Here is a 25,050-nt window from a genome sequence, read left to right on the forward strand (position 1 = left end):
TAAATTTAGGCTTAGCGCTTAACATGTTCAAGTTCGTTAATATCGTCTTCACCTGACAATAGCACAGCAAACCAACGACCTTCTTCTGCGTTCTCTAAGCCTATTTTAATGATCATGGTTAATGGCACCGAAAGTAACATCCCCACAGAGCCAAGCAACCAACCCCAAAAGATTAACGACAGAAAAATTACTAGGGTTGACAGCCCTAAGCCTTTTCCTAAATAACGAGGTTCAACAATATTTCCCATCACCATATTAATAGTGATGTAGCCTAAACCGATAAGGCCTGCCTCAGGTAAACTCAATTGTAATACGGCCAGTGACATCGCCGGAACCGCTGCTATAATAGAGCCAATATTAGGAATATAATTAAGCAGAAAAGCAAGCACTCCCCAAAGCAAGTAAAAGTCTAAACCAAACGCCCAGAGCATTATTGATACTATAGTACCGGTAGCAATACTCACTAAGGTTTTTATCGCTAAATAGTTATTTACCGAGGTAAGAAAACGGTCTATTTGCTTTAAGCGCATTTCGGGATCCGCTAAGGCAAAATGTAACTTCTTAGGTAAAGAGGAAGCTTCAAAAAGCATAAAAATAACCGTAATGATAATAAGAAATAAATTGGCCATCACACTGCCTAATCCACTAAGCATATCGGCTGCTAAGCCCATGGCTGCAGCGGGGTCAAAATACTCCATTAATAACGCTGACGATATAATGATATTTTTATCGGCTAACTGCTCAGTTATCCAAATAAACTGTACTCTTAATTGCTCGCGATATTCAGGTAGTTTAAGGGATAGTTCAGTAAGTGATTTACCAACTAAACCCGCAAGAGATAAAGCAACAATAACAAACAAGGCTATGACTAAGAGTACCGCTATTACTTTTGGTATTTTATAACGGCTAGCGCGGGCAATAAGCGGATTACATATAATAGCGATGAAAACAGACAGTAAAAAAGGCACTAAAATATTAGCGGCCGTTTTTATCCCTGCAAAAACAATAAACAGTGCTGCGGTTACTACCAGCATTTTTACTGCGCCGCCTGATTTTTCCATTAATCCCATAGTGTTAACTTTATCATTTAAAAAACGTTACTATACCCGAAACTTAAATTTAGTGTTAGTAAACTTAAGTTTCGATTGTTAACAAGCAAGCGCGGTTTACATAGTTCGACGGATCAAGGTCAAACTTGACATATTCAATAATCGCCAACAACTTAGCATGCCCATAATACCAACAAATCCAGCGCCAGCAGCAATACCCACTAACCAGTAGTTGAAATGAAAGCTCGCAGACATTTCAAAGACTTGCGTTTGCAAGAAAAACACCGCTATTTCCATCGCAATACTCGCCATTAACCCCGCAACAGCGCCAAGTGCAACAAACTCAAACAATACACTATTTCGCAGCAGTGAACCTTTTGCACCTAAGGTACGCAATATCGCTAACTCTCGCTCACGCTCTTCCATACTTGCTTGCACTTGTGCAACCAACACCAAACTACCCGCTAAAATAACTAATACTAAAATAAGTTCAATCGCGATTGAAACTTGCTCAATCATGCTGGTCAGTTGTTTCATTATTGCACCAAAATCCATAATTGAGATGGTAGGATATTGGCTTAAAAAGCGATAAACTTCATTTTTTTGCTGGTCTGATATCATCCACGCCGAAATAGAAGTGGTCTCTATATCGATAACGGCAGCTTCATTGAAAACCATAATAAAATTTAACTGTCGACTCTTCCAGTTGACGTCGCGAATACTAGTAACTGGCACGGTGAATTCGTCAGTACCAATCGTGAAAGTGAGCTCATCGCCAAGCTTAACATCTAAACGTTCAGCCATACCTTTTTCCATAGAGACTTGCGGTAATGTATCCTCTATTTGCCACCATTGCCCTTCGATAACTTCATTGGTCAAGGGTAATTGCTCTTGCCATGTTAAACTTAATTCACGGCCTGCACCTTTTCGCTCTTTTGGCTTTTCTTTATCCTCTACCTTCGCTTTATCTGCGTTGGTCGTTGCTGAATCTTTATTATCATCTTCGTCAATCCTGACTGTTTTTTCACCATTAATCGCTGATAAACGTCCTCGAAAAACAGGATAAAACCCCTGGTTATCGAGATTGAGCTGCTCGGTAAAAGCTTTTAGTGGTGCAACTTCTTCATTGGCAATATTAAGTAAATAATGATTAGGTGTGTTTTCTGGGAACTGTGCTTGCCACTCATCAATAATTGAACTTTTCATTACCGTTATTAGCAGTAATAACTGAATAGCGATAGTAAAACTGACTAGTTGCACACTGTTTTCATTGGCGCGGCGCTTTAAGTTGGCTAAAGCCAGATGCCAAGCTTTACCGGCTTTAGCGCCAGCACTTCGCCCTGCTCCCATAATTAATCGCCCTAAAAGCAATAAAACACCAGAAACTAATATACCACCTAACAACAATGACAAACTCATAACGAGATCGCGACTAAATAACATCAGAAGCGCAAAAAGTGCCAATAGTGGAATCACTTGATGCCAACCAAACCTTGGTAATTCATTTTTGCTAAAACCGCGAATAACATCGAGTGGTTTCGTTGAAATTAATTCAGTAATAGGATGAATGGCAAAGGCAACCGCACAAAGCACTCCGGTTATCACAGCAGTAATAAATGGTTTAAACGTTAGTTGGCTCTCATCTAATGACAAGTAGCTCTCTATAGCACTCACACCCGCGAGCATCAGCATATAACCAACAATAAGCCCTACTATGATACTTATTAAGCTAAGTAAGCCCCAGTGCAGCATATACAATTTTTTTACATGTGATGTTGAAGCGCCTAACGCTTTAAATACTGCAACCATAGGTTGATGACGTTGCCCGTATCGTCGACTGGCGACAGCAACAGCGACAGCAGCAAGCACAATACCTAACATACTGGCTAATGATAAAAACTTCTCTGAGCTATCTAATACCTTTGATAAACGATTTTTTGCTGATTTAGCATCGTACCAATTTTGAGTTTCATTAAGTTGTGGCTTTATCCAGGTTTCAAATGCTTCAATATCGTCACGTTCCCCCGCAAACATATATTGATAATAAACGCGACTGCCTGGCTTTATTAATTGCGTTTTCTCTATATCTTTAATATTAAAAAATATAGTGGGTCCGGCAACAAACATACGGTATGAACGGTCAGGAATTTCTACAATAACACCGGCAACAGTCAGTGGGAGCACCCCTACTTCTATTGTGCCACCAATTTTAACATCTAAACGGCTAAGAATACTTTCTTCAACATAAGCCGTTCCTTGTTTTGGCGCACCAACCGAGCTGGGTATTTCTTGATCTAACGACGTTTTAACGAGAAACTCGCCACGCAAAGGATATTTTTCAGAAACAACATCAAGTTCAGATAACAGCATGTTGTCACCTGAAAATACCATAGAATCCAGTAATATTTTTGAGGCGACATTTAGCGATAAACTGTCACTTTTATCAAGATATTCGGTAGGTATTACTCGGTTAGAGCCCAGCACACGATCAGCTGCTATGGTGTTAGCGCTGTTGGTGATGATAGCTTGCTTAATTTGCTCTGAAAAACCCGTTAATGAAAATACGGTACCGACTGCGAGAACAATCGCTAAAAATATAATGGTTAAGTCACCGCGGCAAAACTCATGATGTAACAGTCGTAATGATTGTTTAACCCAAGTATTTGATGGTTTTACCCTTAATTCAGTCATCATTAACCTACTTTCATATGAGCAGGAAGTTCATCTTGATTGGCATTGTTGAGATTAATCTCTTGTAGAACGCCGCTGTCCATTTCAACTTGACGTTGACAGCGCTGGGCTAATTTTGGATCGTGAGTAACCAATATTAAGGTAGTGCCATGTTTTTCATTTAATTGAAAAAGTAAATCGGCGATATGCACCCCTGTTTTGGTATCTAAATTTCCGGTAGGTTCATCGGCGAATAATACGTCGGGCTTGGTAATAAAAGCGCGAGCAATAGCGACCCGTTGTTGTTCACCACCCGATAATTGTGACGGATAGTGTTCGGCACGTTCACCAAGACCTACAGCTTCAAGTAACGCCAGTCCTTGCTGTTTTGCATCAGGTAAATTTGCCAACTCAGCCGGCAACATAACATTTTCAAGTGCGGTTAAACTGCTAATTAATAAAAATTGCTGGAAGATAAATCCAACGTGATCTGCTCGTACTTGACTACGTTGCTCTTCATTAAACTGGTGCAATGGGTGGTTTTTAAGATAAACTTCACCTGATGTAGGTAAATCTAAGCCCGCTAAAATAGCTAACAAGGTTGTTTTTCCTGAGCCTGATGAACCTACTATTGCTAATGTTTCACCTGTATTGACCGTTAGGTCAACAGGTTGAAGTAGATCAAGAGTTTTCTCTTCTAACTGCACAGACTTAGTTAACGCACTTACTTTTAATATGGCTTCGGAATTTGACTTCATGAATAAACATCCCATTTATATTTTGTTTTTAAGCTTAATAGCTTTAATTTCTATATCTTTTTCGACATTGGCTAACCCTTCAGCCAGGCATTCTATTTTACTACTAGGTGATAGTGTTAGTGCAAGCTATGGAATGAAACAAAACCAAGGCTGGGTTCACCTGCTAAATACACAATTAACTACGCAAAAAAGTCCTTATAAGATCACTAATGCTAGCATTAGTGGTGAGACTACAACAGGCGGTTTATCAAGGTTACCTGGGATATTAGCCAAAGAAAAGGTTGACCATTTAGTGATAGAACTTGGTGGCAATGATGGCCTTAGAGGCTACTCACCAAAGAAAATTAAAAATAATTTGTTACAAATGATAAAGCTCGCTCAAGATAAAAATATTCCAGTGACACTCTATCAAATCAAAATAACCCCAAATTATGGGCCTCGTTATAATAAAATGTTCGAACAAGTATTTATTGATGTTGCCGCTGAAACTAACATTAACTTGTTACCTTTTTTTGTTGAGCCCTTAGTCACCGACGCCAGTTTAATGCAAAAAGATGGCATTCACCCTAGTGTTAAAGCTCAGCCCATTATTGCTGAATTTGTCGCTAGTCAGTTAAAAGAAATCATGAAAAAATAATATGGACTTTATTTGGATTCTATTTGCCTTCGGTTGTGGGATGGCGGCAAAGTCATTTTCATTACCACCATCAATTGGTTATTTATTTGCAGGATTTTTACTAAATTTTCTCGGTTTTCAAGCCGACGACAGTATCAATACATTAGCAAACCTAGGCATAACCTTAATGTTATTTACTATTGGTTTAAAACTCAATGTTAAAGACTTATTAAAAAAAGAAGTTTGGTTAGGCAGTTTGTCTCATAGTGTCACTTGGGTGTTAATCGGTGCTTTGCTGCTAAAATTATTCGCCCTTGCTGCTATTAGCTACTTTGCTGACTTGTCTTTCTACACCTTAGGTTTAATTATTTTTGCCTTGAGCTTTAGTAGTACGGTTTGTGTCGTTAAGCTTATGGAAGATCACGGCGAAATGCGCACGCGCCACGGTAAATTAGCCGTGGGGATTTTAGTGATACAAGATATTGTCGCGGTAATATTTTTAGTGGTGGCGACTGGTAAGTCCCCAACATTATGGGCTTTACTGTTGTTAAGCGCCTTTTTGATAAAGCCGTTAATCAATAAACTTATTGACCAAGTAGGCCACGGTGAGCTTATTCCGCTAACCGGGTTTTTCTTAGCCTTTGGTGCCTATGAACTTTTTGAGTTAGTGAGTATTAAAGGCGATTTAGGCGCCCTGCTCGTCGGGATGTATTTGGCTTCGCACAGTAAAGCCAGTGAAATTAATAAATCATTGATGGGCTTTAAAGATCTCTTTTTAATTGGTTTTTTCTTATCTATTGGCTTTACCGCATTACCCACATTAGAAATGCTTGCTATGGCAGGTCTACTAACTTTACTTATCCCTGTAAAATTTTGCTTGTTCTTTTTCTTATTCACACAATTTAAATTACGTGGCAGAACCTCTTACTTAACTGCACTAGCATTAAGCAATTTTAGTGAGTTTGGTTTGATCATCGCTTCGCTATCAACAAAAAATGGCTGGTTAACAAATGATTGGTTGGTCATTTTGTCATTGGCCGTTTCCTTATCGTTTATTATTACTAATATCACTTATAACTATGCTCATCAGATTTTCACTCGGCATAAATCGTTTATTTGTAAATACGAAAGAAAAAGTAAACTCAGCGAAGATAACTTTATACAACCTTGTGATGCACCGATTGTTGTAATTGGTATGGGACGCGTTGGTATGGGCGCTTATAAAGCTTTAGACAGCCAGGCTACGGGTCAAGTATGGGGATTAGATGCCGACCAAGGTAAAATCGCTTGGTTAAATGACAATAACGTACAAGCATTTTGTGGTGACGCTGAGAATATCGATTTTTGGGAAAATATAAAAATAGAGAAACTAGAGTTAATCTTGCTCGCTCTGCCACAAATTCAAGATATTAAAAATATAACCTTACAATTAAGACATGCAAATTATCAGGGTCAAATAGCCGCTATTGCTCGGTTTGATGATGAGCGCCAAGAGATTGAAACCTTTGGCGTAGATAAAGTGTTTAACTTCTATACTGAGGCTGGCGTTGGTTTTGCTGAGGAAAGCTTAGCGATGATCAAACCTAATAAGCTGTAATATAATGACTTGAACCAGTAATCAGGTCACTAAAGATTGATTGCTAATAAGTAACAGATCACCTTGTTACTTTGCTTTTACTATCGCCTTTAGGCTGCTCAGTAAACTCATAAGATTATCAGATAATAAAATAGTGATAGCACGACGAAAAGCTAAAGCCCCCTAGCAGACAAACTCGAAAAGGGTGACCTAAAGTCACTTTGTATGTTGCAGGCTTAGCAATGTAACACAGGATTGCTTAAATGCTTAAAATAGACTTAAGGTAATCTTCTTGTTGAAACATCAAATTTCAGGCATAAAAAAACCGACAATAAGTCGGTTTTTTTATATCATTTATAGCACTGAATTTTTAGTAAACTCGGTACATAAAAAGTAAGTGGCATCCCTAAGGGGATTCGAACCCCTGTTACCGCCGTGAAAGGGCGGTGTCCTAGGCCTCTAGACGATAGGGACACTAAAACTATTGAGCAACTGAACATTGAGCAAACAAGGTTCAGCTACTTAGAAAAGCATCAAACAAGATTTTCATCTCGCTTTTATGATTGAAACGTTCTTCAACCAAAGGAAACAACAAGACCTAGTTTGCTATACCCTTTTACCTATTTATTAACTTCCGATAAAGGAAATAAAAAATAAGTGGCATCCCTAAGGGGATTCGAACCCCTGTTACCGCCGTGAAAGGGCGGTGTCCTAGGCCTCTAGACGATAGGGACACTAAAACTATTGAGTAAGTGAACATTGAATAAACAAGGTTCAACTACTTAGAAAAGCATCGTACAAGATTTACATCTTGTTTTTATCATTGAAAAAATTCTTCAACCAAAGGAGATAACAAGACCTAGTTTGTTATACCCTGTTTACTTATTAAATTACTGCCAATATGGCGATAAAAAATAAGTGGCATCCCTAAGGGGATTCGAACCCCTGTTACCGCCGTGAAAGGGCGGTGTCCTAGGCCTCTAGACGATAGGGACACAAATACTATCGTGAAAAGTAAACTTTTCTATTTTAAGTGATAAAAAACACTTAAAACCAATATTATTTAAATAAAGATTAACTTAATTAAATAACTTAAAACTTGGTGGAGCTATGCGGGATCGAACCGCAGACCTCTTCGCTGCCAGCGAAGCGCTCTCCCAGCTGAGCTATAGCCCCGCTACAAATTAATAACATGGCCTAATATGCTATAAATTCATTGCCTAACAAATGATTAATCACTCGTTGAAAGCGAGGCGCATTCTAAGCACCCGCCCTAAAACTGTCAACTATTATTTTAGATAAAAAGGTATTTTTTGCAAAGTTTTTAGTTAAGTGTTTACTTAAGCGTCAAGTTGACTATTTTTTGTTTAATCAGTGATTTATCAATATCAACTTTTCGAAAGCGCTTTTATTTATCTGCAATTAAGCGATGTCACTAATGTTAAACGATTATTTATCTACAAGGTGATATTTTTTACTTGATTTCAAAGAATACACGAAGGCAAGCTCAATGAAATAAGGGTTTATAGTTTCTTTATGACAAAATTGGGGGTAAAGTTGCACTAAGATATAATAATAAGAATTTTTCATGCAGCTAGAAAAGCTAAATGTTGTCGCTATTGGTGGCGGACACGGTTTAGGTCGTGTGTTATCTACTCTCTCTTTTTTAAAAAAGCAGTTAACGGGTATAGTAACCACAACCGATAATGGAGGCTCTACTGGCCGCTTACGCAGGCGCAGTAGTTCTATTGCTTGGGGCGATTTACGTAATTGTTTAACATTACTTGTTGATGAGGACTCTGTTGGCAGCCAATTATTTGATTTTAGATTTGATGGGCAAGATGAACTGGGTGGTCACAATCTAGGAAATCTTATTTTATATGCCCTGGAGAAATTGCAATCTCGGCCACTTGATTCAATAAAGCTTGTCAGACGTTTATTAGGGGTTAGAACGCCTTTGTATCCAATGTCAGAGACACCAACCGATCTTATGGCCTTCTACCCCAAGGGACGTTGTAAAATAGGTGAACTCTCAGTTGATAAAATGCCAATAATGCCAGAAAAATTATTATTAGCCCCGTTGGTTAAAACCTTACATTTGTGCATTGAGTCAATAAGGTCTGCTGATTTGATTATTTTAGGCCCTGGGAGCTTTCTTACCAGCGTTATTCCACCCTTGTTAGTGCGCGATATTACTAAAGCGATTCAGGCAAGCTCTGCTCATTGTGTGTTTATTGAGAACTTAGGTCCAGAAGACAGTCCAGCCGCAGCACTATCGTTAGATGAGAAACTTAACTGGATTAAAGAAAATATTGGCTGCTTACCTATTGATAGTGTTATTTGTCAAAGTGAAACAGTAACATCTACTATTTTACCCGTTATTCATTGCGACCTATCTAGTGATTCAGACAGTCATTACCATGATAAAGAGAAGCTGTTACAGGCATTAAAACTTTGCATAAGTGGTATTAATAAAAAAAATAGTATTTTTGCCTAATTTCTAGACTTCTAATAAAAAACCGTAAAATGATCATCCATTTTACGGTTTTTTAGTTTTTAGTTTTTAGTTTTTAGTTTTTAGTTTTTAGAAGCCTCGTCTTGGCTAATACGGCTAGCAACAGCACCTGTTTGATTTTTATATTTGGCATCTTCACGTTTATTATAAGGACGTGCAGCGCTTGAAGACATAGTTTCAAAGTTTAGTGCAGCTATTTTCATTTTAGGACGAAGCGCCAAAGGAAGCTTACCACTATTATAAAACTCTAAAACAATCTGTCCAGACCAACCGGGATCGATGCGATGCGCGGTGACATGGACCATTAAGCCCAAGCGCGCTAATGATGAACGACCATCCAACCAACCAACGATATTATCAGGTAGGGTGACCGACTCATAGGTAACCGCTAGCGCTAATTCACCTGGATGTAAAAAGAAAGCCTCACCATCAGCAATAACAATTTCATCACTCATTACTGAGTCCATCGCTTTTTGCATTTCAGCTTTGGGACCACTTAAGTCGATATAAGGTGCGGTATGATCTTGAAAAACGCGAAATTCATTACCTAAACGAATATCAACACTTACCCCTGAAATCATACTGCTATCGGGTGCGGGTGTAATAATAATTTCACCTCTTTCAAGCGATGTTTCTATGTCTTTGTCGGACAATCTCATGTTAGTTCTTCTTACGTTATTACTTTAAGGTTAGGAAATTAGCTATAGAGACTAATCTTCAATCAATAGTTTTGCGGTATTTGGACTGCGCGAATCCAACTGCAGATATAACTGTGCAGCGATAGTTCGCACTATCTTACGATATTGCTCACTGATGTTACTAGTGTTATCTGTTAATAATGGCGAAACCCCTTGGTCTGCATCGCGACGAATACTGACATCAAGCGGCAGTTGTCCTAAAAGTTGCGTATCATATTTATTGGCAACCCGTTGGCCTCCACCTTCACCAAACAAGTGTGATTGATGACCACAACTTTCGCATTGGTGATAACTCATATTTTCAATAATACCGAGCACAGGTACTTTTACTTGTTCAAACATCGCAATACCCTTTATCGCGTCAGCCAGTGCTATATCTTGTGGTGTGGTAATAACCACAGAAGCTGCCACGGGTACTTGTTGTGATAACGTTAATTGAATATCACCGGTACCTGGGGGCATATCAACAATTAAATAATCTATACCTTGCCAATCAGTTTCGTTAAGTAATTGACTAAAAGCTCTGCTTGCCATTGGGCCTCGCCAAACAGTTGCATCATCTTCATCGACTAAGAAACCCAATGACATTGCGCTTAAACCATTAGCATTTATTGGCGTGAGTAATTTACCATCATCAGAGCTGGGCTTTGCTCCTTTTAAACCCAGTAATGTAGGAACTGATGGGCCATAAATATCCGCGTCTAAAATGCCAACCGAGGCTCCTTCTGCGATTAATGCATAGGCAAGATTAACCGCTGTTGTCGACTTCCCTACTCCACCTTTTCCAGAGGCAATAGCAATAATATTCTTTATACCTAGGAGTTCATGGCGCCGAACCGGCTTAACATTATACTTAACATCAAAACGAACGGTTTGCTTAACTTCTTTAGTAAGCATTTCACTTAATAAGTGTATTTCACTATTGCAGGGGAAAGGTAAAGACAATTTAATAACAATATCATTGCCTTTTTCTAAGGTAATTTCAGGGTCAATATCAGGATACAGCATTCCTTGAGGAAAATTTTCACTGCGATAACGATTTAAGCTATCAACAAGCGTTTGTTTAGCGTCACTGGGGAGTGTTTTTGACGAAAATATCTTTGAGAACATTTTAAAAGGCACTTTATCGCGTTTAGGCAATAATTATTAATGAAAAGTAATGACAAATTCTGTACCATTCCCCTCATAATTACCACCAATAAATGTAAACTTTATATGTCGTTATCAGAGTCATCATCAACTGCTAAAAATAAACGTAAAATTCTTGTAACTTGTGCGCTGCCTTATGCCAATGGCTCTATTCATTTAGGTCATTTACTCGAACATATTCAGACCGATATTTGGGTGCGTTTTCAACGTATGCGCGGCCATGAAACTTATTTTGTTTGTGCTGATGATGCCCATGGCACGCCTATTATGCTTAAAGCGCATGAGTTAGGGGTAACACCTGAAGAAATGATCAATGGTGTCCGTGAAGAGCATATGAGCGACTTTGCAGACTTTCACATTAGTTTCGATAACTATCATTCAACGCATAGTCCAGAGAATGAAGCGTTTGCTCACGAAATTTATAATCGTTTGCATGCTAAAGGTCATATTAAAACCAGGGTCATCTCTCAACTATACGACCCAGAAAAAGGGATGTTTTTACCTGACCGCTTTGTCAAGGGTACTTGTCCTAAGTGTCAGGCCGCCGATCAAAACGGCGATAGCTGTGACGAGTGTGGCGCGACGTATTCGCCTACTGAAGTGCTAAACCCGCGTTCAGTTGTTTCTGGCGCAACACCAGTATTAAAAGATTCAGAGCACTACTTCTTTGATTTACCTGCTTTTAGTGAGATGTTGCAAGATTGGACACGAAGTGGCGCATTACAAGATGAAATGGCTAATAAGTTAGCTGAATGGTTTGAGTCTGGTTTACAACAATGGGATATCAGCCGCGACGCTCCTTATTTTGGCTTTGAAATACCCAATGCTCCAGGCAAATACTTTTATGTCTGGCTAGACGCTCCTATTGGTTACATGGGCAGTTTTAAAAACTTATGTGATAAAACCGGTATCGATTTTGATGCATTTTGGGCACTTGAATCAGAAGCTGAGCTCTACCATTTTATTGGCAAAGACATTATATATTTTCATAGTTTATTCTGGCCAGCTATGCTCGAAGGTGCAGGTTTTAGAAAACCAACGGCAGTGCATGCTCATGGTTTTGTGACTGTTAATGGCGCAAAAATGTCTAAGTCTAAAGGCACTTTTATTAAAGGTCGTACTTATTTAGATCATTTAAACCCTGAATATTTACGTTATTATTATGCGGCTAAATTAACCCATAAAATTGATGATTTAGACTTAAATCTTGAAGATTTTGCGCAACGAGTCAATTCAGACTTAGTGGGTAAAGTGGTTAATATTGCCTCACGTTGTGCCAGTTTCATCACTAAACGCTTTGACGGTATGTTGTCAGAAAACATCGACAACCCAGCTCTCGCTGAAGAGGTCATGGCGGCAGGTGACTCTATTGCCGCTCACTATGAAGCGCGTGATTTTGCCCGTGGTATGCGTGAAATAATGGCATTGGCCGACAAAGTTAACGAATATATAGCCGTAAAAGAACCATGGCAGTTAGTGAAAGATGAAACTAAGCAACAAGAAGTGCAAGACATCTGTTCGCTAGGTATCAATATGTTTCGCACCTTAATGATTTATTTAAAGCCAGTATTACCGGTGTTAGCCGATAGCACAGCGACGTTTTTAAATGATGAATTAACTTGGGAAGGACATAAGAAATTATTGACGAGCCACAAGATCAATAAATTTAAAGCCTTACTACAGCGTGTCGACATGGATAAAGTTAACGCAATGACAGATGCATCGAAAGACAATTTACTTGTTAAAGATGACGCTGAAAAACCGGTAAAAAAAGCGAAAAAAGAAAAAATCGTCGATAATAGTGCGGCTCTTAATGATCCATTAGGGTGTAATCCTATTAGCGAAGAAATTCAATTTGACGATTTTGCTAAAATTGATTTGCGTATAGTAAAAATCATTAATGCCGAGCATGTAGAAAAAGCTGATAAACTGTTACGTTTGACCCTTGCTCTTGATTCAAAAGAAGAAGGTGGTGAAACACGCCAAGTGTTTGCCGGTATTAAGTCAGCGTATCAACCAGAAGATTTAATTGGTAAGCATACCGTGATGGTTGCTAATTTGGCGCCAAGAAAAATGCGTTTTGGTATGTCTGAAGGCATGGTGCTTGCGGCAGGCCCTGGTGGTAAAGATTTATGGATATTAAATCCTGACGACGGTGCGCAGCCGGGTATGCGGGTGAAATAACAACCCTCAGTCAGCTGTTAATACCAAAGAAATAAAAGCAGTGAACGTTCACTGCTTTTTTGTATTATAATTTTCAAATAGTTCGTTACAATTATTATGGCAAAATACTTATGAGTACAATATTTTAATGTTGTTTATTAAACCACCGTTATTAGTACAAATTATCTTAGCGATGTTTCTTGGGTTGTTGATGGGGTATCACTTTTCAACCGAATATTCAGTGATTGATAACACCGCAAATGCTTTTGTTACTGCCCTGCAAATGACCGTACTGCCTTATATTGTGCTGTCACTAGTTGTTGGTATAGGTGGGCTTACGCCGAGTAAAGCCAAAAAGGTCTCTAAACAAAGTTTATTGATTATCTTAATGATGATAGCGGTCGTACTATTTTTTATTTTTAGCACCCCTTTGTCCTTTCCTCAATGGCAACATGCCGAGTTTTATTCTAATAACACCATACAATCTGTGCCAGAATTTAGCTTGGTTGACTTATTTATCTCGGCAAACCCTTTTAATGCCTTAGCAAATACTTTAATCCCTGCGGTAGTTTTTTTTAGTATCTGTATGGGGCTTGGTTTAATGAAGATTAAATCTAAAAGACAAACCTTGTTAATGCTTTCAAACTTACAACAAGCAACCGCAAACATTAATGGTTTTATTATGAAATTTGCCCCTTTGGGTATATTTTGTATCGGTTGGCGTGCCGCTGTTACTCTTGATGCAAGCCAACTCGATGGTTTAGTTGTTTATATGCTTAGTGCAATAGTTTTGGTAACTCTGCTTTGTTTTGTAGTATTCCCCGCCATTGTTGCTACGGTCACCCCTTTTGGTTATCGAGAAATAGTTAGTGTTTCTCGCGAGCCAATGATCACTGCTTTTGCTACAGGCAGCTTCTTTTCAGTATTGCCTGTGATTGTTGAAAACACTAAAAAATTACTTAAGCAAAAATACCCTCAAGATAGCGATCTTGAAAAAATATCAGAGATTATTGTGCCAATATCTTTTAGTTTACCCGTCGGTGGTAAGCTGCTTGCTTTACTTTTTGTGCTCTTTGCCGCTTGGTTCTCTGGTGCCCATATTTCTTTTACTGATCATATCAATCTAGTTGTTGCTGGTTTGCCACAGTTATTTGGTAGCACAACATTAGCGATGCAAAATTTACTAGAATTGTTTAATGTTTCCGGTGCTATGTTCGACTTTTATTTAGTGGCAGAGAACCTTATTGGCGCTCGACTAAGTGCTATTTTTTCAGTGGTATTTTCTAGCTGTTTACCGCTATTAATTGCCACGGCAATGTTAAAGCGCTTTACTATAAAATGGCGTGTACTGCTGCGTAACTTAGCGATAATCCCACTTGTTTCGGTATTGGCATTTATCTCCTTACGTTTCAGTTTTGACGCTATAAGTCACCAGTATCAAGGTTATACTAAATTTATAGAGCGAGACTTTTTGTTCACTAGTGTTCAAAGCAGCTACCTCGAAAACAGCCCTGCTAATGCTGTCACCAAACCTACATTTTCTCCTGTGCTAAAACGAATTCAGCAACGTGGTTTTATTAGGGTTGGCTATTTCAGAGATGACTTACCTTATGCCTTTCATAACAATAACGGTAAGTTGGTCGGTTTTGATATTGAAATAATGAATCAACTTGCCATTGACCTCAACGTCAATGTTGAATTTGTAAGAATATTTCATCATCAAGCGGAAGCACTCTTACAATCAGGCTATTTAGATATCACGACAGGTATTCCTGTTATCCCAGATAATATGACTAAATTCACGCTTACGGTGCCTTATTCTCAGCAATCACTGGCCTTTATTGTAAAAGATGAAAGGCGTGTAGAGTTTAAGCAATGGTCTAAAATCATTGAAAATAAAGCGCTAATTATCGGTATACCTGAAACTTTTTTCTACCAAACAGCTGTTGAACGCAACTTTATTTATAATAAGGCCTGGAAAATATCAACACCCAGATTATTCTTTAAAGAAAAGCATCAACATTTTGATGGGATGTTATTTGGTGCTGCTGCAGCTTCTGCCTGGACATTATTACATCCTGAGTACACAGTTATTGTGCCTAAACCTGTCTTAGCACCTATATCTATGGCATTCCCGATTAATCATAACGATCAAGCTTTTGAACTGTTTATGCGTAATTGGATAAATATGAAACAACAAAGCAAAGTTATTGATAAATTATTTAATTATTGGATCAGTAATAAAGCCCCTGTTAAAGCAAATATAAGTAAGTAACCTAGTGATAAAAATGAAGCCAACAAGTAAAACCAACAATAAATTAATACTAATGCTGACGTTGATCGGATTATCAGCATGCTCATCTCAATATACCGTTTCAACAAATTTGGACAAAGAAAATTTTCAAACATACTTCAGCCATGCACAGGTAAAATTTTTTCAAGATGAGAGTGAATTTCCTGGCCGTTATAAACTTATTGGCTTAGTTGAAGGTGAAGATTGTCAGGCAAAAAGTCATCATGCCTTACCTGATAAAATAGCGGCAAGAACTGAAGCGCGCAGACAAGCGGCTCAGCAACAAGCGAATGCGATAATTTTTAGTGGTTGCGCGCTGATTGATGACGACCAAGCAAATAAGCAATGTAATGCAACACTTGTCTGCTATGGTATGGCTTATCAAGTTGAACCGCTTAAAAAGATTAACTAATGACTGTATCACCTGAAAACCAGGTAACCTTTAACTATATTGGTCGCGTTAATTCTCCCTACAAAGAAAAATTCGCTATTCCTCGTCAACCGGGTCTAGTGAGTGCAGCACAAGGCTCAATTTTATTGCTTGATGATGCCAATAACGAAGAGTTACTTCGTGGCATTGAGCAATTTAGTCATCTGTGGATATTGTTTATATTTCATGGTACGCAGCGCCAAGGTTGGAAACCGCTCGTGAGACCACCTCGCTTGGGAGGGAATAAAAAATTGGGGGTATTAGCCACTCGCTCTACATTCAGACCTAACCCAATTGGCATGTCGGTAGTAAAGTTAGAGGGTATTACGCAAAACAACAAACAAACTGTTATTAATATTTCTGGACTAGATCTGCTTGATCAAACGCCCGTTGTTGATATTAAACCTTATATTCCCTACTCTGATAGTATTGATAATGCACAGGCCGGCTTTGCACAACAACAACCCTTGCAAGCGTTAACCACCAAGTTTTCTCAGCAAGCACAAGATGATATGCAAAAGTATCAACGAGAGTATCCAGAGCTAGCACTTTTTATTGAACAAGTCTTAGCGCAGGACCCTAGGCCCGCTTATAAAAAGCGACAAGGCGATGATAAAATCTATGGCATGAAACTCTATAATTTAAATATATGCTGGCAAGCAAATTTAAATAATGAGATGTATGTGCTGTCAATAAATAAAGTTGATGATTAACTTTAAAACACACTCAGCAACTCAATATAAAAAAGGTCAGCAGAGCTGACCTTTAACATTCAAATAAATGACCACTTTAACTAAGAAAATTTAGTGGTGATGACCGCCAGCGCCATGTGCGTGACCATGTTCGATTTCTTCATCTGTAGCAGCACGGACATCAATGACGTCTAAGTCAAAGGTTAATACCATACCAGCAAGAGGTGGGTTAATATCAACAGTGACCATAAACTTACCCGCTTTAACAATAGTCACTTGACGTTGACCTTGCTCAGTTTCAACGGAAGCTGTCATGCCAGCTTGCCATTTAGTGGTCCCTTGACCGTCTTGTAGATGTTTTGCTGGAACACGTTGGATCATATCTTCTTTACGTTCACCGTAAGTATCTTCTGGTTGTAGCGTAACTGAAAATTTGTTGCCTACTTCTTTACCCACTAAGGCATTTTCAACACCGACTAACATATTTTTATAGCCATGAAGATAGGCTAAAGGATCGCCCGCGTATGATGATTCAATTTCATTGCCAGCTTCATCTTTTAAGGTGTAGTGAAATTGAACAACGGTTTTATCTGCAATTTTCATTTTAAATCCAATTTAATTAATACAATAATAATTTTCTGCGAGTGTAGCAAAAACAGACGCTAGCCACTATGCCCAAAGTAATAAAATAACCACGCTAACAATAATTAATAACATGCCTAAGTATTCAAAGCGACTAATACGCTCCTTAAAAATTCGGTAAGTTAACAATAAAGTAATAAAAAACTCTACTTGCCCTAGTGCCTTCACATAGGCTGCATTTTGAAAACTAGCGGCAGTAAACCAACCAATTGAACCAATAACGCTGGTGATGCCAACAAATAAACACATACGCCAATGTTTAGCCATTAAGGTAAGTTGTTTTCTATCTTTTAAACTAAGATAAATAATTGATATGACGGACTGTACACCAACCATAAACAACAAGGTAACAGCGGCACTAACCATTAAATCTGTGTTTAGGGCCAAGCTTGATTCTCTAATTAATAAGGTCGTAATGGCTAAGGCTAACCCTGAAGATAAGCCAAAACCAGCGCCAGGGTTTTTAAAAATATCAGTAACGGTAAATTTTACTTTTGAGACAATTAACACGCCTATCACACCAATAAAAACAGATAACCACGCTAGCAATGATAAGGAAACTGAAAAGAACAAGGCTCCCACGACAGCAACTTGAATAGCTTCAGTTTTAGCTAAACTTGTTGCTACCGCAAAATTACGATATTTAAAAGCCGCAACCAAACAAAAAGTCCCAATAATCTGCATCAGACAGGCGATAAGCGCGTACATAAGAAAATGACGGTTAAGCAAAGGTAAAGACACTGCTCGCTGTTCGGTGATAAAGAGTAAATATATAAAAGCAAAAGGCAGCGCATAGATATAGCGCACACCTGTCGTCGCCATCGCACTTAAGTGTCCCAATAGCTTCTTTTGTCCGGCGGTGCGAATAGCTTGCATAACAGCGGCAAGTAAAGTGAAATAAACCCAGAGTTCTAAAGATAAGAAAGAAAAGTCCAAAACCTATCCTAATGATGAAAACGACCAGCAAAATAATGTTAGGCAAGGGCAATAAAAAGCCTTTTATGCTTTATGTTACCAATTAATATTGATAATGTTTAAATATTGAAATTCAAAGTAACCTTAAAACTATGACAGAACAGCTACCGATCGCTATTATGCCGGGTAACGATTTACTGGAAAAGTTTACTCAGATAAAGTCAGTGTGTAATAAGCTTGAAGCACAATTTAATTTTCAAACATTAACTGCAAATTGGTATGGTGATGAAAATAATATTTTATTAATCAATCTCTATCTAGAAACTCAGCAATTTGTTGATGAAGAGATAACTAAAGCCCATCAGGAAGAGATTAGCTATTTTGCTGATGATGTATTTAGTGTTTACCAAAAAGAACATCAGCAGGTAAAATGTTTTATTGCGATAACGCCAGCTGAGTTAATTCTGCTAGCGCAAGAGAAAAAATTATTACCTCGCTACATTCAAGTAAAACTGCACAAGGTACTGAATTTAATTGCCACTAAGTTAACGCTACCCCATATATAAGCAAGTGTAAGAAATAGCGTTAAACCATTGAACTCGTCAGTTAAAGACTATTTACTATGTCTTTAACCAGTTCAGGACCTTGGTATATAAAACCAGTATAAACTTGTACTAATTTAGCACCCGCCGCTATTTTCTCTTGTGCATCACGGCCACTCGAAATACCGCCAACACCGATTATAGGTAATTTATTATCTAGGGCTATCGCCAATAAACGAATAACCTCGGTACTTTTGTCTTTTACTGGCTCACCACTGAGACCCCCCTGCTCTTCTCCATGCTCTAAGCCAACCACACCTTCACGTGAAAGTGTGGTGTTAGTGGCAATAACGCCATCAATATTATTGCTAATCAAACATTGGGCAATCGATTCAATCTCTTCATGACTTAAATCAGGTGCTATTTTTACGGCTAACGGTACATATTTACTATGCAATTCGGTCAATACTTTTTGTTCTGATTTAAGCGCGGCTAATAGCTCATTTAATGCATCACCATATTGTAATGAACGTAAACCTGGCGTATTTGGCGATGAGATATTTATAGTGATATAGGTTGCGTAGTTATAAACTTTACGCATACAAATAAGATAATCGTCTTTAGCTTGCTCATCTGGGGTATCTTTATTTTTACCAATATTAATACCCAGCACGCCTTTAAAATTTGCCTTACGTACTTGATCAATTAAGTAATCAACGCCTTTGTTATTAAAGCCCATGCGGTTTATAACTGCATTTGCTGTCGGTAAACGGAAAATACGTGGTTTTGGATTGCCTGGTTGTGGCTTAGGTGTCACAGTTCCTATCTCAACAAAGCCAAACCCCATGGCATCAAACGCGTTAATACATTCGCCATTTTTGTCTAATCCAGCCGCTAAACCAACAGGATTAGGAAAGGTAATACCCATGGCTTCGACTGGTTTATCAGTAATGTTTTGTTTATAAAGTAAATTTAATGGTGTTGAACCCGAGGCTTTAAAGCCTTTTATCGTCAGCTCATGAATAGCTTCAGGATCAAACTTGAATAATACTTTACGAATTGCGGAATAAAACATATTGCCTCTGGACGGATAAGTTAACGCGAAAAAACTTTAATTAAAATCGAAAACGACCTAAAAAAAGTCCCCACTTAGTAGTGAGGATTTTATCAGTTAAATCAATCTCGTTAAAGCTTGATTAATGGCTTTGACTTATTTTGCTGGATCGCAATTTAAACTCAGTAACATTAACTCTCTTAGCGCAACAGAGAACTTTGCAAACTCATGCGTGCGACCAATTCTAAAGTCAGCTAAGATTTGGTTCCAACGTTCAAGTGGTTGAGCATTCGTCTTAATCCAGTTATTAAGTAAGGCTTCAATTTCAGGTTGTTCAACACCACAATCGCAGTGTAAAACGACCTGTGCTAATGAACGTTGCTGCCAATCAAGTTCCTCTCTAAATGAAGCTCTAGCAAGCGCTTGCCAGTGATTAGATACCGGTTGGCTAGTGATCTGATCTAAGAACCAATGCAAGTCTAAACGAACACCTAGTTTGAAGTATAAATCAGCAACTAATTCAATTGGACGATTATCCGCTATTGAAATATCAGCAATATCCATTACCGGGAATAATGAACTTAACTGTGAAATACGTTTTGCGATTTTCACTGGAACGCCTGTTCCAACTAGATCTGTTTCAACACGTTTTAGTTGCTCAACTTCTGCAGTAACTAATAACTTATCTAAATTTTTGGCTAAATTTTCAAACGTTGGGCGGTACATAGCGATTGTTTCAGCAATACCTAACGCTTTATTACGATGGCGTAAGAACCAGCGTGTTGCTCGTCTTACCGTACGACGCATTTGAAATAACATTTCAGTTTGAATAGAAGTCGAAATTTTATTATCTAATTCGGTAATTTGGTTCCAAATAGTTGACAACTCAAAAACTTCACTGGCCATAACATAACAATTGGCGATTTCAGCAACCGTTGCACCTGTTTCTTCATGCATGCGATTAACAAAATTGAACCCCATATCGTTACCAATATCATTGGCTAATTTTGTCGCTATAATTTCAGCACGCAGAGGATGCAGCTGCATTTGTTCTTGATACTTAACCTGTAATTGTGGAGGGAAAGCTTCAAGCAATAAACGATTGTGATAAGGGTTGTCTGTAATACCTGGACAAACCAAATCTTCTTTTAAGACCATTTTGCCATAGGCAAGTAGTACAGAAATTTCTGGGCGAGTTAAGCCTTGGCCTTTAGATAAACGCTCAGAGATTTCATCGTCGGTTGGAATAAACTCTAAAGCACGATCTAATTTGCCCGCTTTTTCTAAGCCATGGATAAAACGCTCTTGCTCTTTTAATTGTTTGACGCCACGCATTGCCGTAATAGACAATGAATGGGTTTGACGATAACAGTCTTCTATAACAATTTTACCGACATCATCAGTCATGTCATAAAGTAACTGATTACGTTGTTTAACAGTTAAGTCACCATTTTGTACTAAACTGTTTAATAATATTTTAATGTTAACTTCATTATCAGAACAATCAACACCGCCGGCATTATCAACAGCGTCGGTATTAATTCGTCCACCACGTAAACCAAACTCAACACGACCCAGTTGGGTGAAACCTAAGTTACCGCCCTCACCAACAACTTTGGCTTGTAATTCTTTACCATTGATACGCAATGAGTCGTTCGCTCTGTCGCCAACGTCAAGATGGCTTTCTTTTGAACTTTTAACATACGTGCCAATACCACCATTCCACAATAAATCCACTTTCATTTTTAAAATGGCTTGCATTAAATCAATCGGTGACATGGTTTGTTTTTGTGTACCAAGCATTTTCTTAATTTGTGGTGTTAACTTGATAGATTTCACATGACGGCTGAAAATCGCACCACCTTCAGAAATTAATTCTTTATTGTAATCTTCCCAAGTACAGCCCGGCATATTAAATAAACGTTCACGCTCTACATAAGAGCTTGCTGCGTCGGGATTAGGGTCAATAAAAATATGCATATGGTTAAATGCAGCTTGTAAACGGATGTGTTTTGACAACAACATACCATTACCAAATACATCACCTGCCATGTCACCAATAGCAATACAGGTGAAATCAGTTGTTTGACAATCAATATCCATTTCGCGGAAATGACGTTTAACAGACTCCCAAGCGCCTTTAGCCGTAATTCCCATCGCTTTATGGTCATAGCCAACACTACCACCAGAAGCGAACGCATCGCCCATCCAGAAGTTATATTCATCGGAAATCGCATTAGCAGTATCTGAGAAGGTTGCCGTGCCTTTATCGGCAGCAACTACCAAATAAGCGTCATCATCATCAAGACGAACAACATTAAGTGGTGGCACAATTACGCCATCAATAATGTTGTCGGTGATATCTAACAAACCACGAATGAAGGTACGGTAACATTCTTTACCTGCTTCAAATATTTCTTGTCTAGTACCGCCTACAGGGAGTTGTTTACAAACAAAACCACCTTTAGCGCCAACAGGAACAATAACCGTATTTTTAACTTGTTGAGCTTTAACTAAGCCTAAAACCTCGGTGCGGAAATCTTCTTGTCTGTCTGACCAACGTAAACCACCACGGGCGACTTTGCCACCGCGTAAATGAACACCTTCAAGTTGTGGTGAATAAACAAATATTTCAAATTCAGGAAGCGGCAATGGAACGTCACTTATCTGGCGAGGTAAGATCTTAAATGAAATGTAAGATTTTTGACCTGTGATCGGATGCGGTTGAAAATAGTTAGTACGAATGGTGGCACTGATCATTTCAACAAAACGGCGGATAATCCGGTCATCATCTAAGTTAGCGACATTATCGAGAGATTTTTCAATATCGGCACTGACTTTATTCAACGCTTTTTCTGAAATTTTCGTTGTTGGATCAAAGCGGAAAATAAAGAACTTAATCAGTAATTCGGCAATGTTGGGGTAACGAGCAAAAGTATCTTCGATATAACTTTGACTAAAGGTACCACCAATTTGACGCTCATATCGTGCATAAGCACGGATAATAGAAACTTCGCGACCACCAAGCTCGGCACCTAAAATTAAACGGTTAAAACCATCATCTTCTAAATCACCCGCCCAAACTTTTGCAAAGGCGTCTTGGAACAAGTTTTGTACTATTTCAAGGGTGAACTTACCTTGCCCGGTAAGTAACATCGAAAAGTCTAAGATCCAACAATGTTCACCCGTTAATGTTTTAACTAAATAAGGGCTTTCACCAATAACACGTAAACCGAAGTTTTCAAGGATAGGTAAAATATCTGACAAGTGGATGGGGTCGCCGGTATGGAACAATTTTAATTTTACGTGACGGCTGTTAGCACTTTCTTCTTGTGGTTGATAAAACAACATTTCCAGTGGGTTTTCTGCTGATAACGACTCAAGTTTTTCAATATCAACGATTGCCGTGCCCGGTAACACTTCATCTTTGTAAGATTGTGGAAAACTACAGTATTTACGACTTAATGTTTTACCTTTAGCTTCACCTTTATGAGAGTTCAGAGATGCTGCGAGTTTATCATCCCAGCTTCTTGCTGCTTCATTTAAGTTCTTTTCAATTTGTTTCACGTTGATATCTGCTTTAGTTGATTTAACACGAACAATATAGTGGGTACGCGCTTGTGCTGATTCAGAAAAGTAAGTGGTAAACTCGACTTCTTGACTGCTACCAAATGCTTCTTTGAGTAACTTTTGGGTATTTACACGTAATTCAGTGTTATAACGCTCTCTGGGCACATAGACCATACAAGAGTAAAAACGATCAAAAGCATCACGGCGAACAAAGAGTCCAGAGTAATCACGTTCTTGCATTTGGAAAATGCCTAAAACATTTTTTAATAATTCATCTGTACTACTTTGTAATATTTCGTCACGTGGGTAAGTTTCTAAAATATTAATCATCGCTTTATACGCGTGAGTACCACGAGCAAAACCAGAGCTTTCACAAACGGTGGTTACTCTAGACTTTATTAACGGTAAGTCTAAGGCACTATTGGTATAATAAGCAGAGCCAAATAAACCAACAAAGCGTTCCTCACCAATAACATTACCTTCAGCATCGAAACGTTTTACGCCAATATAATCTAAGTGGGCAGGACGATGTACGCGTGACCGAGAATTGGTTTTGGTCAAAATTAACGGGTTAACCCCTAAAGCAAGCTCACGAGCAGAGCTAGATAATGTTGAGATTAAGCGCTCTACTGTGCCATCAGAGCGCTTCATTAATCCTAAACTTGATTCAACATTGGCCGAGAGTGCCATATCACCTGTTAACGTTTTAACATTGTATGAGCGGTAGCCTAATAAAGTGAAGTTATCGTTTAACATCCACTTTAAGAACTCTAATGCGTCATCATGATCATTGATTGAACAAGGTAACTTTGCTTCGGCTGTTTCGGTGATCACTTCACCAAGACGGGCACGCATGGCTTGCCAATCATCAACCGTTATCGCAATGTCATTGACCACTGAATGAAGCTCTTTGGTTATTTTATCAAGGACTTTTTGATCGGTTTGACGGTCAACTTCAATAAAAAAAACAGCGACAGCCGTTGCTGATTTTAACGATTTATTAGCGGCTGCCGATAAACGTGTAATTTGATTTTTGTCATCACGAATAATATTAATAGGACTATTTAACATTAAATGTGGTGATAAGCCTAAACGGTTAAGGGCAATTCGCAATGAATCAACAAGAAATGGCATATCAGCGATAATGACTTCGATAATAGTATGACTTGATTTCCAGCCATGCTTAGAAACTTGAGGATTAAAAACTTTAATCTCCGGTGCATTATTTTGGTGACCATTTAACGAATTCCACAAACTCAACGTCGCACCGTACATATCACTATCGTTACGATGCTCTAAATCAAGCGTGGAAATATTACTATAAAGGAGCTCTGCAAACTGCTCAACGAGCGGAGCTGTTTTAGCGGGAACTTTTTGCTGAATTAACTGTGCTACATTCGAGAGTATCACTGAGGGTAAACCGTCTACTAACGCCATGCCGTTTTCCTTTTTGGATAAAACGCTGTTGTACTGAATCATTTCAAAATTGATTATTTAAAACAATTAACAGGGTAATTTGTATAATTTTTTATATAAATATTTATTATTGTCTAAAAGAATAGACTATATGTGCGATTTTATTAAGAATTTTAGGCTATTGCGAGGAATATTTTACTATTTATGGTGATTAATTATTTACAGCGGCTTGTCAAAATTACTGAGAGTAATTGTTTATTCACTTGTTATAAATAGAAAATGACCTTTCGGTCATTTTCTTG

Annotated in this window: 17 protein-coding genes and 4 tRNA genes; 8 read left to right on the plus strand and 13 right to left on the minus strand. The window is 38.4% G+C overall.

Translation table 11 applies throughout. From position 1 onward, the window contains the following. Nucleotides 1-11: 11 nt before the first annotated feature. The 3 genes from H4J67_RS10510 to H4J67_RS10520 all read right to left on the minus strand — a co-directional run bounded on the left by H4J67_RS10510 (nt 12) and on the right by H4J67_RS10520 (nt 4,477). Nucleotides 12-1,061: an AI-2E family transporter gene (locus H4J67_RS10510; protein WP_182170352.1), complete on the minus strand. Its 1,050-nt coding sequence runs from the start codon at nt 1,059-1,061 to the stop codon at nt 12-14. A gap of 105 nt (nt 1,062-1,166) precedes the next feature. Further along, a complete protein-coding gene (locus tag H4J67_RS10515) occupies nt 1,167-3,743 on the minus strand; it encodes an ABC transporter permease (RefSeq protein ID WP_259368561.1) in 2,577 nt (858 codons plus the stop codon). Continuing rightward, the gene (locus tag H4J67_RS10520) at nt 3,743-4,477 is read right to left on the minus strand and encodes an ABC transporter ATP-binding protein (protein WP_182170201.1); all 735 of its coding nucleotides are present in this window, start codon (nt 4,475-4,477) and stop codon (nt 3,743-3,745) included. Before H4J67_RS10520 ends, H4J67_RS10515 begins: the two co-directional genes overlap by 1 nt. On the opposite strand from H4J67_RS10520, the gene H4J67_RS10525 reads away from it, so the two are divergent. Continuing rightward, entirely contained in the window at nt 4,476-5,114 is a 639-nt protein-coding gene (locus tag H4J67_RS10525; protein ID WP_182170198.1) for an arylesterase, read from the plus strand. The genes H4J67_RS10520 and H4J67_RS10525 overlap by 2 nt on opposite strands. 1 nt (nt 5,115) lies before the next feature. Further along, nucleotides 5,116-6,690 carry a cation:proton antiporter family protein gene (locus H4J67_RS10530; RefSeq protein ID WP_182170195.1) on the plus strand — a complete coding sequence of 525 codons (1,575 nt, stop codon included), beginning with the start codon at nt 5,116-5,118 and terminating at the stop codon, nt 6,688-6,690. 377 nt (nt 6,691-7,067) lie between these two features. Here H4J67_RS10530 and H4J67_RS10535 read toward each other — a convergent pair. The 4 genes from H4J67_RS10535 to H4J67_RS10550 all read right to left on the minus strand — a co-directional run bounded on the left by H4J67_RS10535 (nt 7,068) and on the right by H4J67_RS10550 (nt 7,845). Further along, a tRNA-Glu gene (locus tag H4J67_RS10535) sits at nt 7,068-7,143 on the minus strand. 184 nt (nt 7,144-7,327) lie between these two features. Then, nucleotides 7,328-7,403, minus strand: a tRNA-Glu gene (locus tag H4J67_RS10540). 185 nt (nt 7,404-7,588) lie between these two features. Then, nucleotides 7,589-7,664, minus strand: a tRNA-Glu gene (locus H4J67_RS10545). 105 nt (nt 7,665-7,769) lie between these two features. Then, nucleotides 7,770-7,845: transfer RNA gene (locus H4J67_RS10550), tRNA-Ala, on the minus strand. Nucleotides 7,846-8,257: 412 nt separating this feature from the next. On the opposite strand from H4J67_RS10550, the gene yvcK reads away from it, so the two are divergent. Beyond that, entirely contained in the window at nt 8,258-9,166 is a 909-nt protein-coding gene (yvcK, locus tag H4J67_RS10555) for a uridine diphosphate-N-acetylglucosamine-binding protein YvcK (RefSeq protein ID WP_182203685.1), read from the plus strand. A gap of 80 nt (nt 9,167-9,246) precedes the next feature. On the opposite strand, the gene dcd is transcribed toward yvcK, so the two are convergent. Both dcd and apbC read right to left on the minus strand, forming a co-directional pair. Beyond that, a complete protein-coding gene (dcd, locus tag H4J67_RS10560) occupies nt 9,247-9,843 on the minus strand; it encodes a dCTP deaminase (RefSeq protein WP_070376602.1) in 597 nt (198 codons plus the stop codon). Nucleotides 9,844-9,894: 51 nt separating this feature from the next. Continuing rightward, on the minus strand, nt 9,895-10,992 hold the full coding sequence (apbC, locus tag H4J67_RS10565; RefSeq protein ID WP_182203687.1) for an iron-sulfur cluster carrier protein ApbC: 1,098 nt from the start codon (nt 10,990-10,992) through the stop codon (nt 9,895-9,897). A 105-nt stretch (nt 10,993-11,097) separates the two neighbouring features. On the opposite strand from apbC, the gene metG reads away from it, so the two are divergent. The 4 genes from metG (at nt 11,098) to tsaA (ending at nt 16,630) form a co-directional block, all read left to right on the plus strand. Next, nucleotides 11,098-13,215, plus strand: a complete 2,118-nt coding sequence (metG, locus tag H4J67_RS10570; protein ID WP_182203718.1) for a methionine--tRNA ligase — start codon at nt 11,098-11,100, stop codon at nt 13,213-13,215. Between the two features lie 127 nt (nt 13,216-13,342). Then, the gene (locus tag H4J67_RS10575; RefSeq protein ID WP_182170186.1) at nt 13,343-15,469 is read left to right on the plus strand and encodes a cation:dicarboxylate symporter family transporter; all 2,127 of its coding nucleotides are present in this window, start codon (nt 13,343-13,345) and stop codon (nt 15,467-15,469) included. A gap of 13 nt (nt 15,470-15,482) precedes the next feature. After that, on the plus strand, nt 15,483-15,899 hold the full coding sequence (gene rcsF / locus H4J67_RS10580) for an Rcs stress response system protein RcsF (RefSeq protein WP_182170183.1): 417 nt from the start codon (nt 15,483-15,485) through the stop codon (nt 15,897-15,899). Beyond that, nucleotides 15,899-16,630, plus strand: coding sequence for a tRNA (N6-threonylcarbamoyladenosine(37)-N6)-methyltransferase TrmO (tsaA, locus tag H4J67_RS10585; RefSeq protein ID WP_182170180.1), 732 nt, complete (start codon nt 15,899-15,901; stop codon nt 16,628-16,630). The genes rcsF and tsaA overlap by 1 nt, the downstream gene beginning before the upstream one ends. A gap of 90 nt (nt 16,631-16,720) precedes the next feature. On the opposite strand, the gene H4J67_RS10590 is transcribed toward tsaA, so the two are convergent. Then, complete coding sequence (locus H4J67_RS10590; protein WP_182170177.1) at nt 16,721-17,212, minus strand: peptidylprolyl isomerase; 492 nt, start codon at nt 17,210-17,212, stop codon at nt 16,721-16,723. Between the two features lie 66 nt (nt 17,213-17,278). Continuing rightward, on the minus strand, nt 17,279-18,187 hold the full coding sequence (locus H4J67_RS10595; RefSeq protein ID WP_259368562.1) for a DMT family transporter: 909 nt from the start codon (nt 18,185-18,187) through the stop codon (nt 17,279-17,281). A gap of 131 nt (nt 18,188-18,318) precedes the next feature. Here H4J67_RS10595 and H4J67_RS10600 point away from each other — a divergent pair, with 131 nt between their 5' ends. Continuing rightward, a complete protein-coding gene (locus H4J67_RS10600) occupies nt 18,319-18,732 on the plus strand; it encodes a hypothetical protein (RefSeq protein ID WP_182203689.1) in 414 nt (137 codons plus the stop codon). A gap of 40 nt (nt 18,733-18,772) precedes the next feature. Here H4J67_RS10600 and pyrD read toward each other — a convergent pair whose 3' ends face one another. Beyond that, complete coding sequence (gene pyrD / locus H4J67_RS10605) at nt 18,773-19,783, minus strand: quinone-dependent dihydroorotate dehydrogenase (RefSeq protein WP_182170171.1); 1,011 nt, start codon at nt 19,781-19,783, stop codon at nt 18,773-18,775. 135 nt (nt 19,784-19,918) lie between these two features. Further along, complete coding sequence (locus tag H4J67_RS10610) at nt 19,919-24,769, minus strand: NAD-glutamate dehydrogenase (RefSeq protein ID WP_182203691.1); 4,851 nt, start codon at nt 24,767-24,769, stop codon at nt 19,919-19,921. Between the last annotated feature and the right edge of the window lie 281 nt (nt 24,770-25,050).

Source organism: Colwellia sp. BRX10-4 (assembly GCF_014077465.1).
Taxonomy (GTDB): domain Bacteria; phylum Pseudomonadota; class Gammaproteobacteria; order Enterobacterales; family Alteromonadaceae; genus Colwellia_A.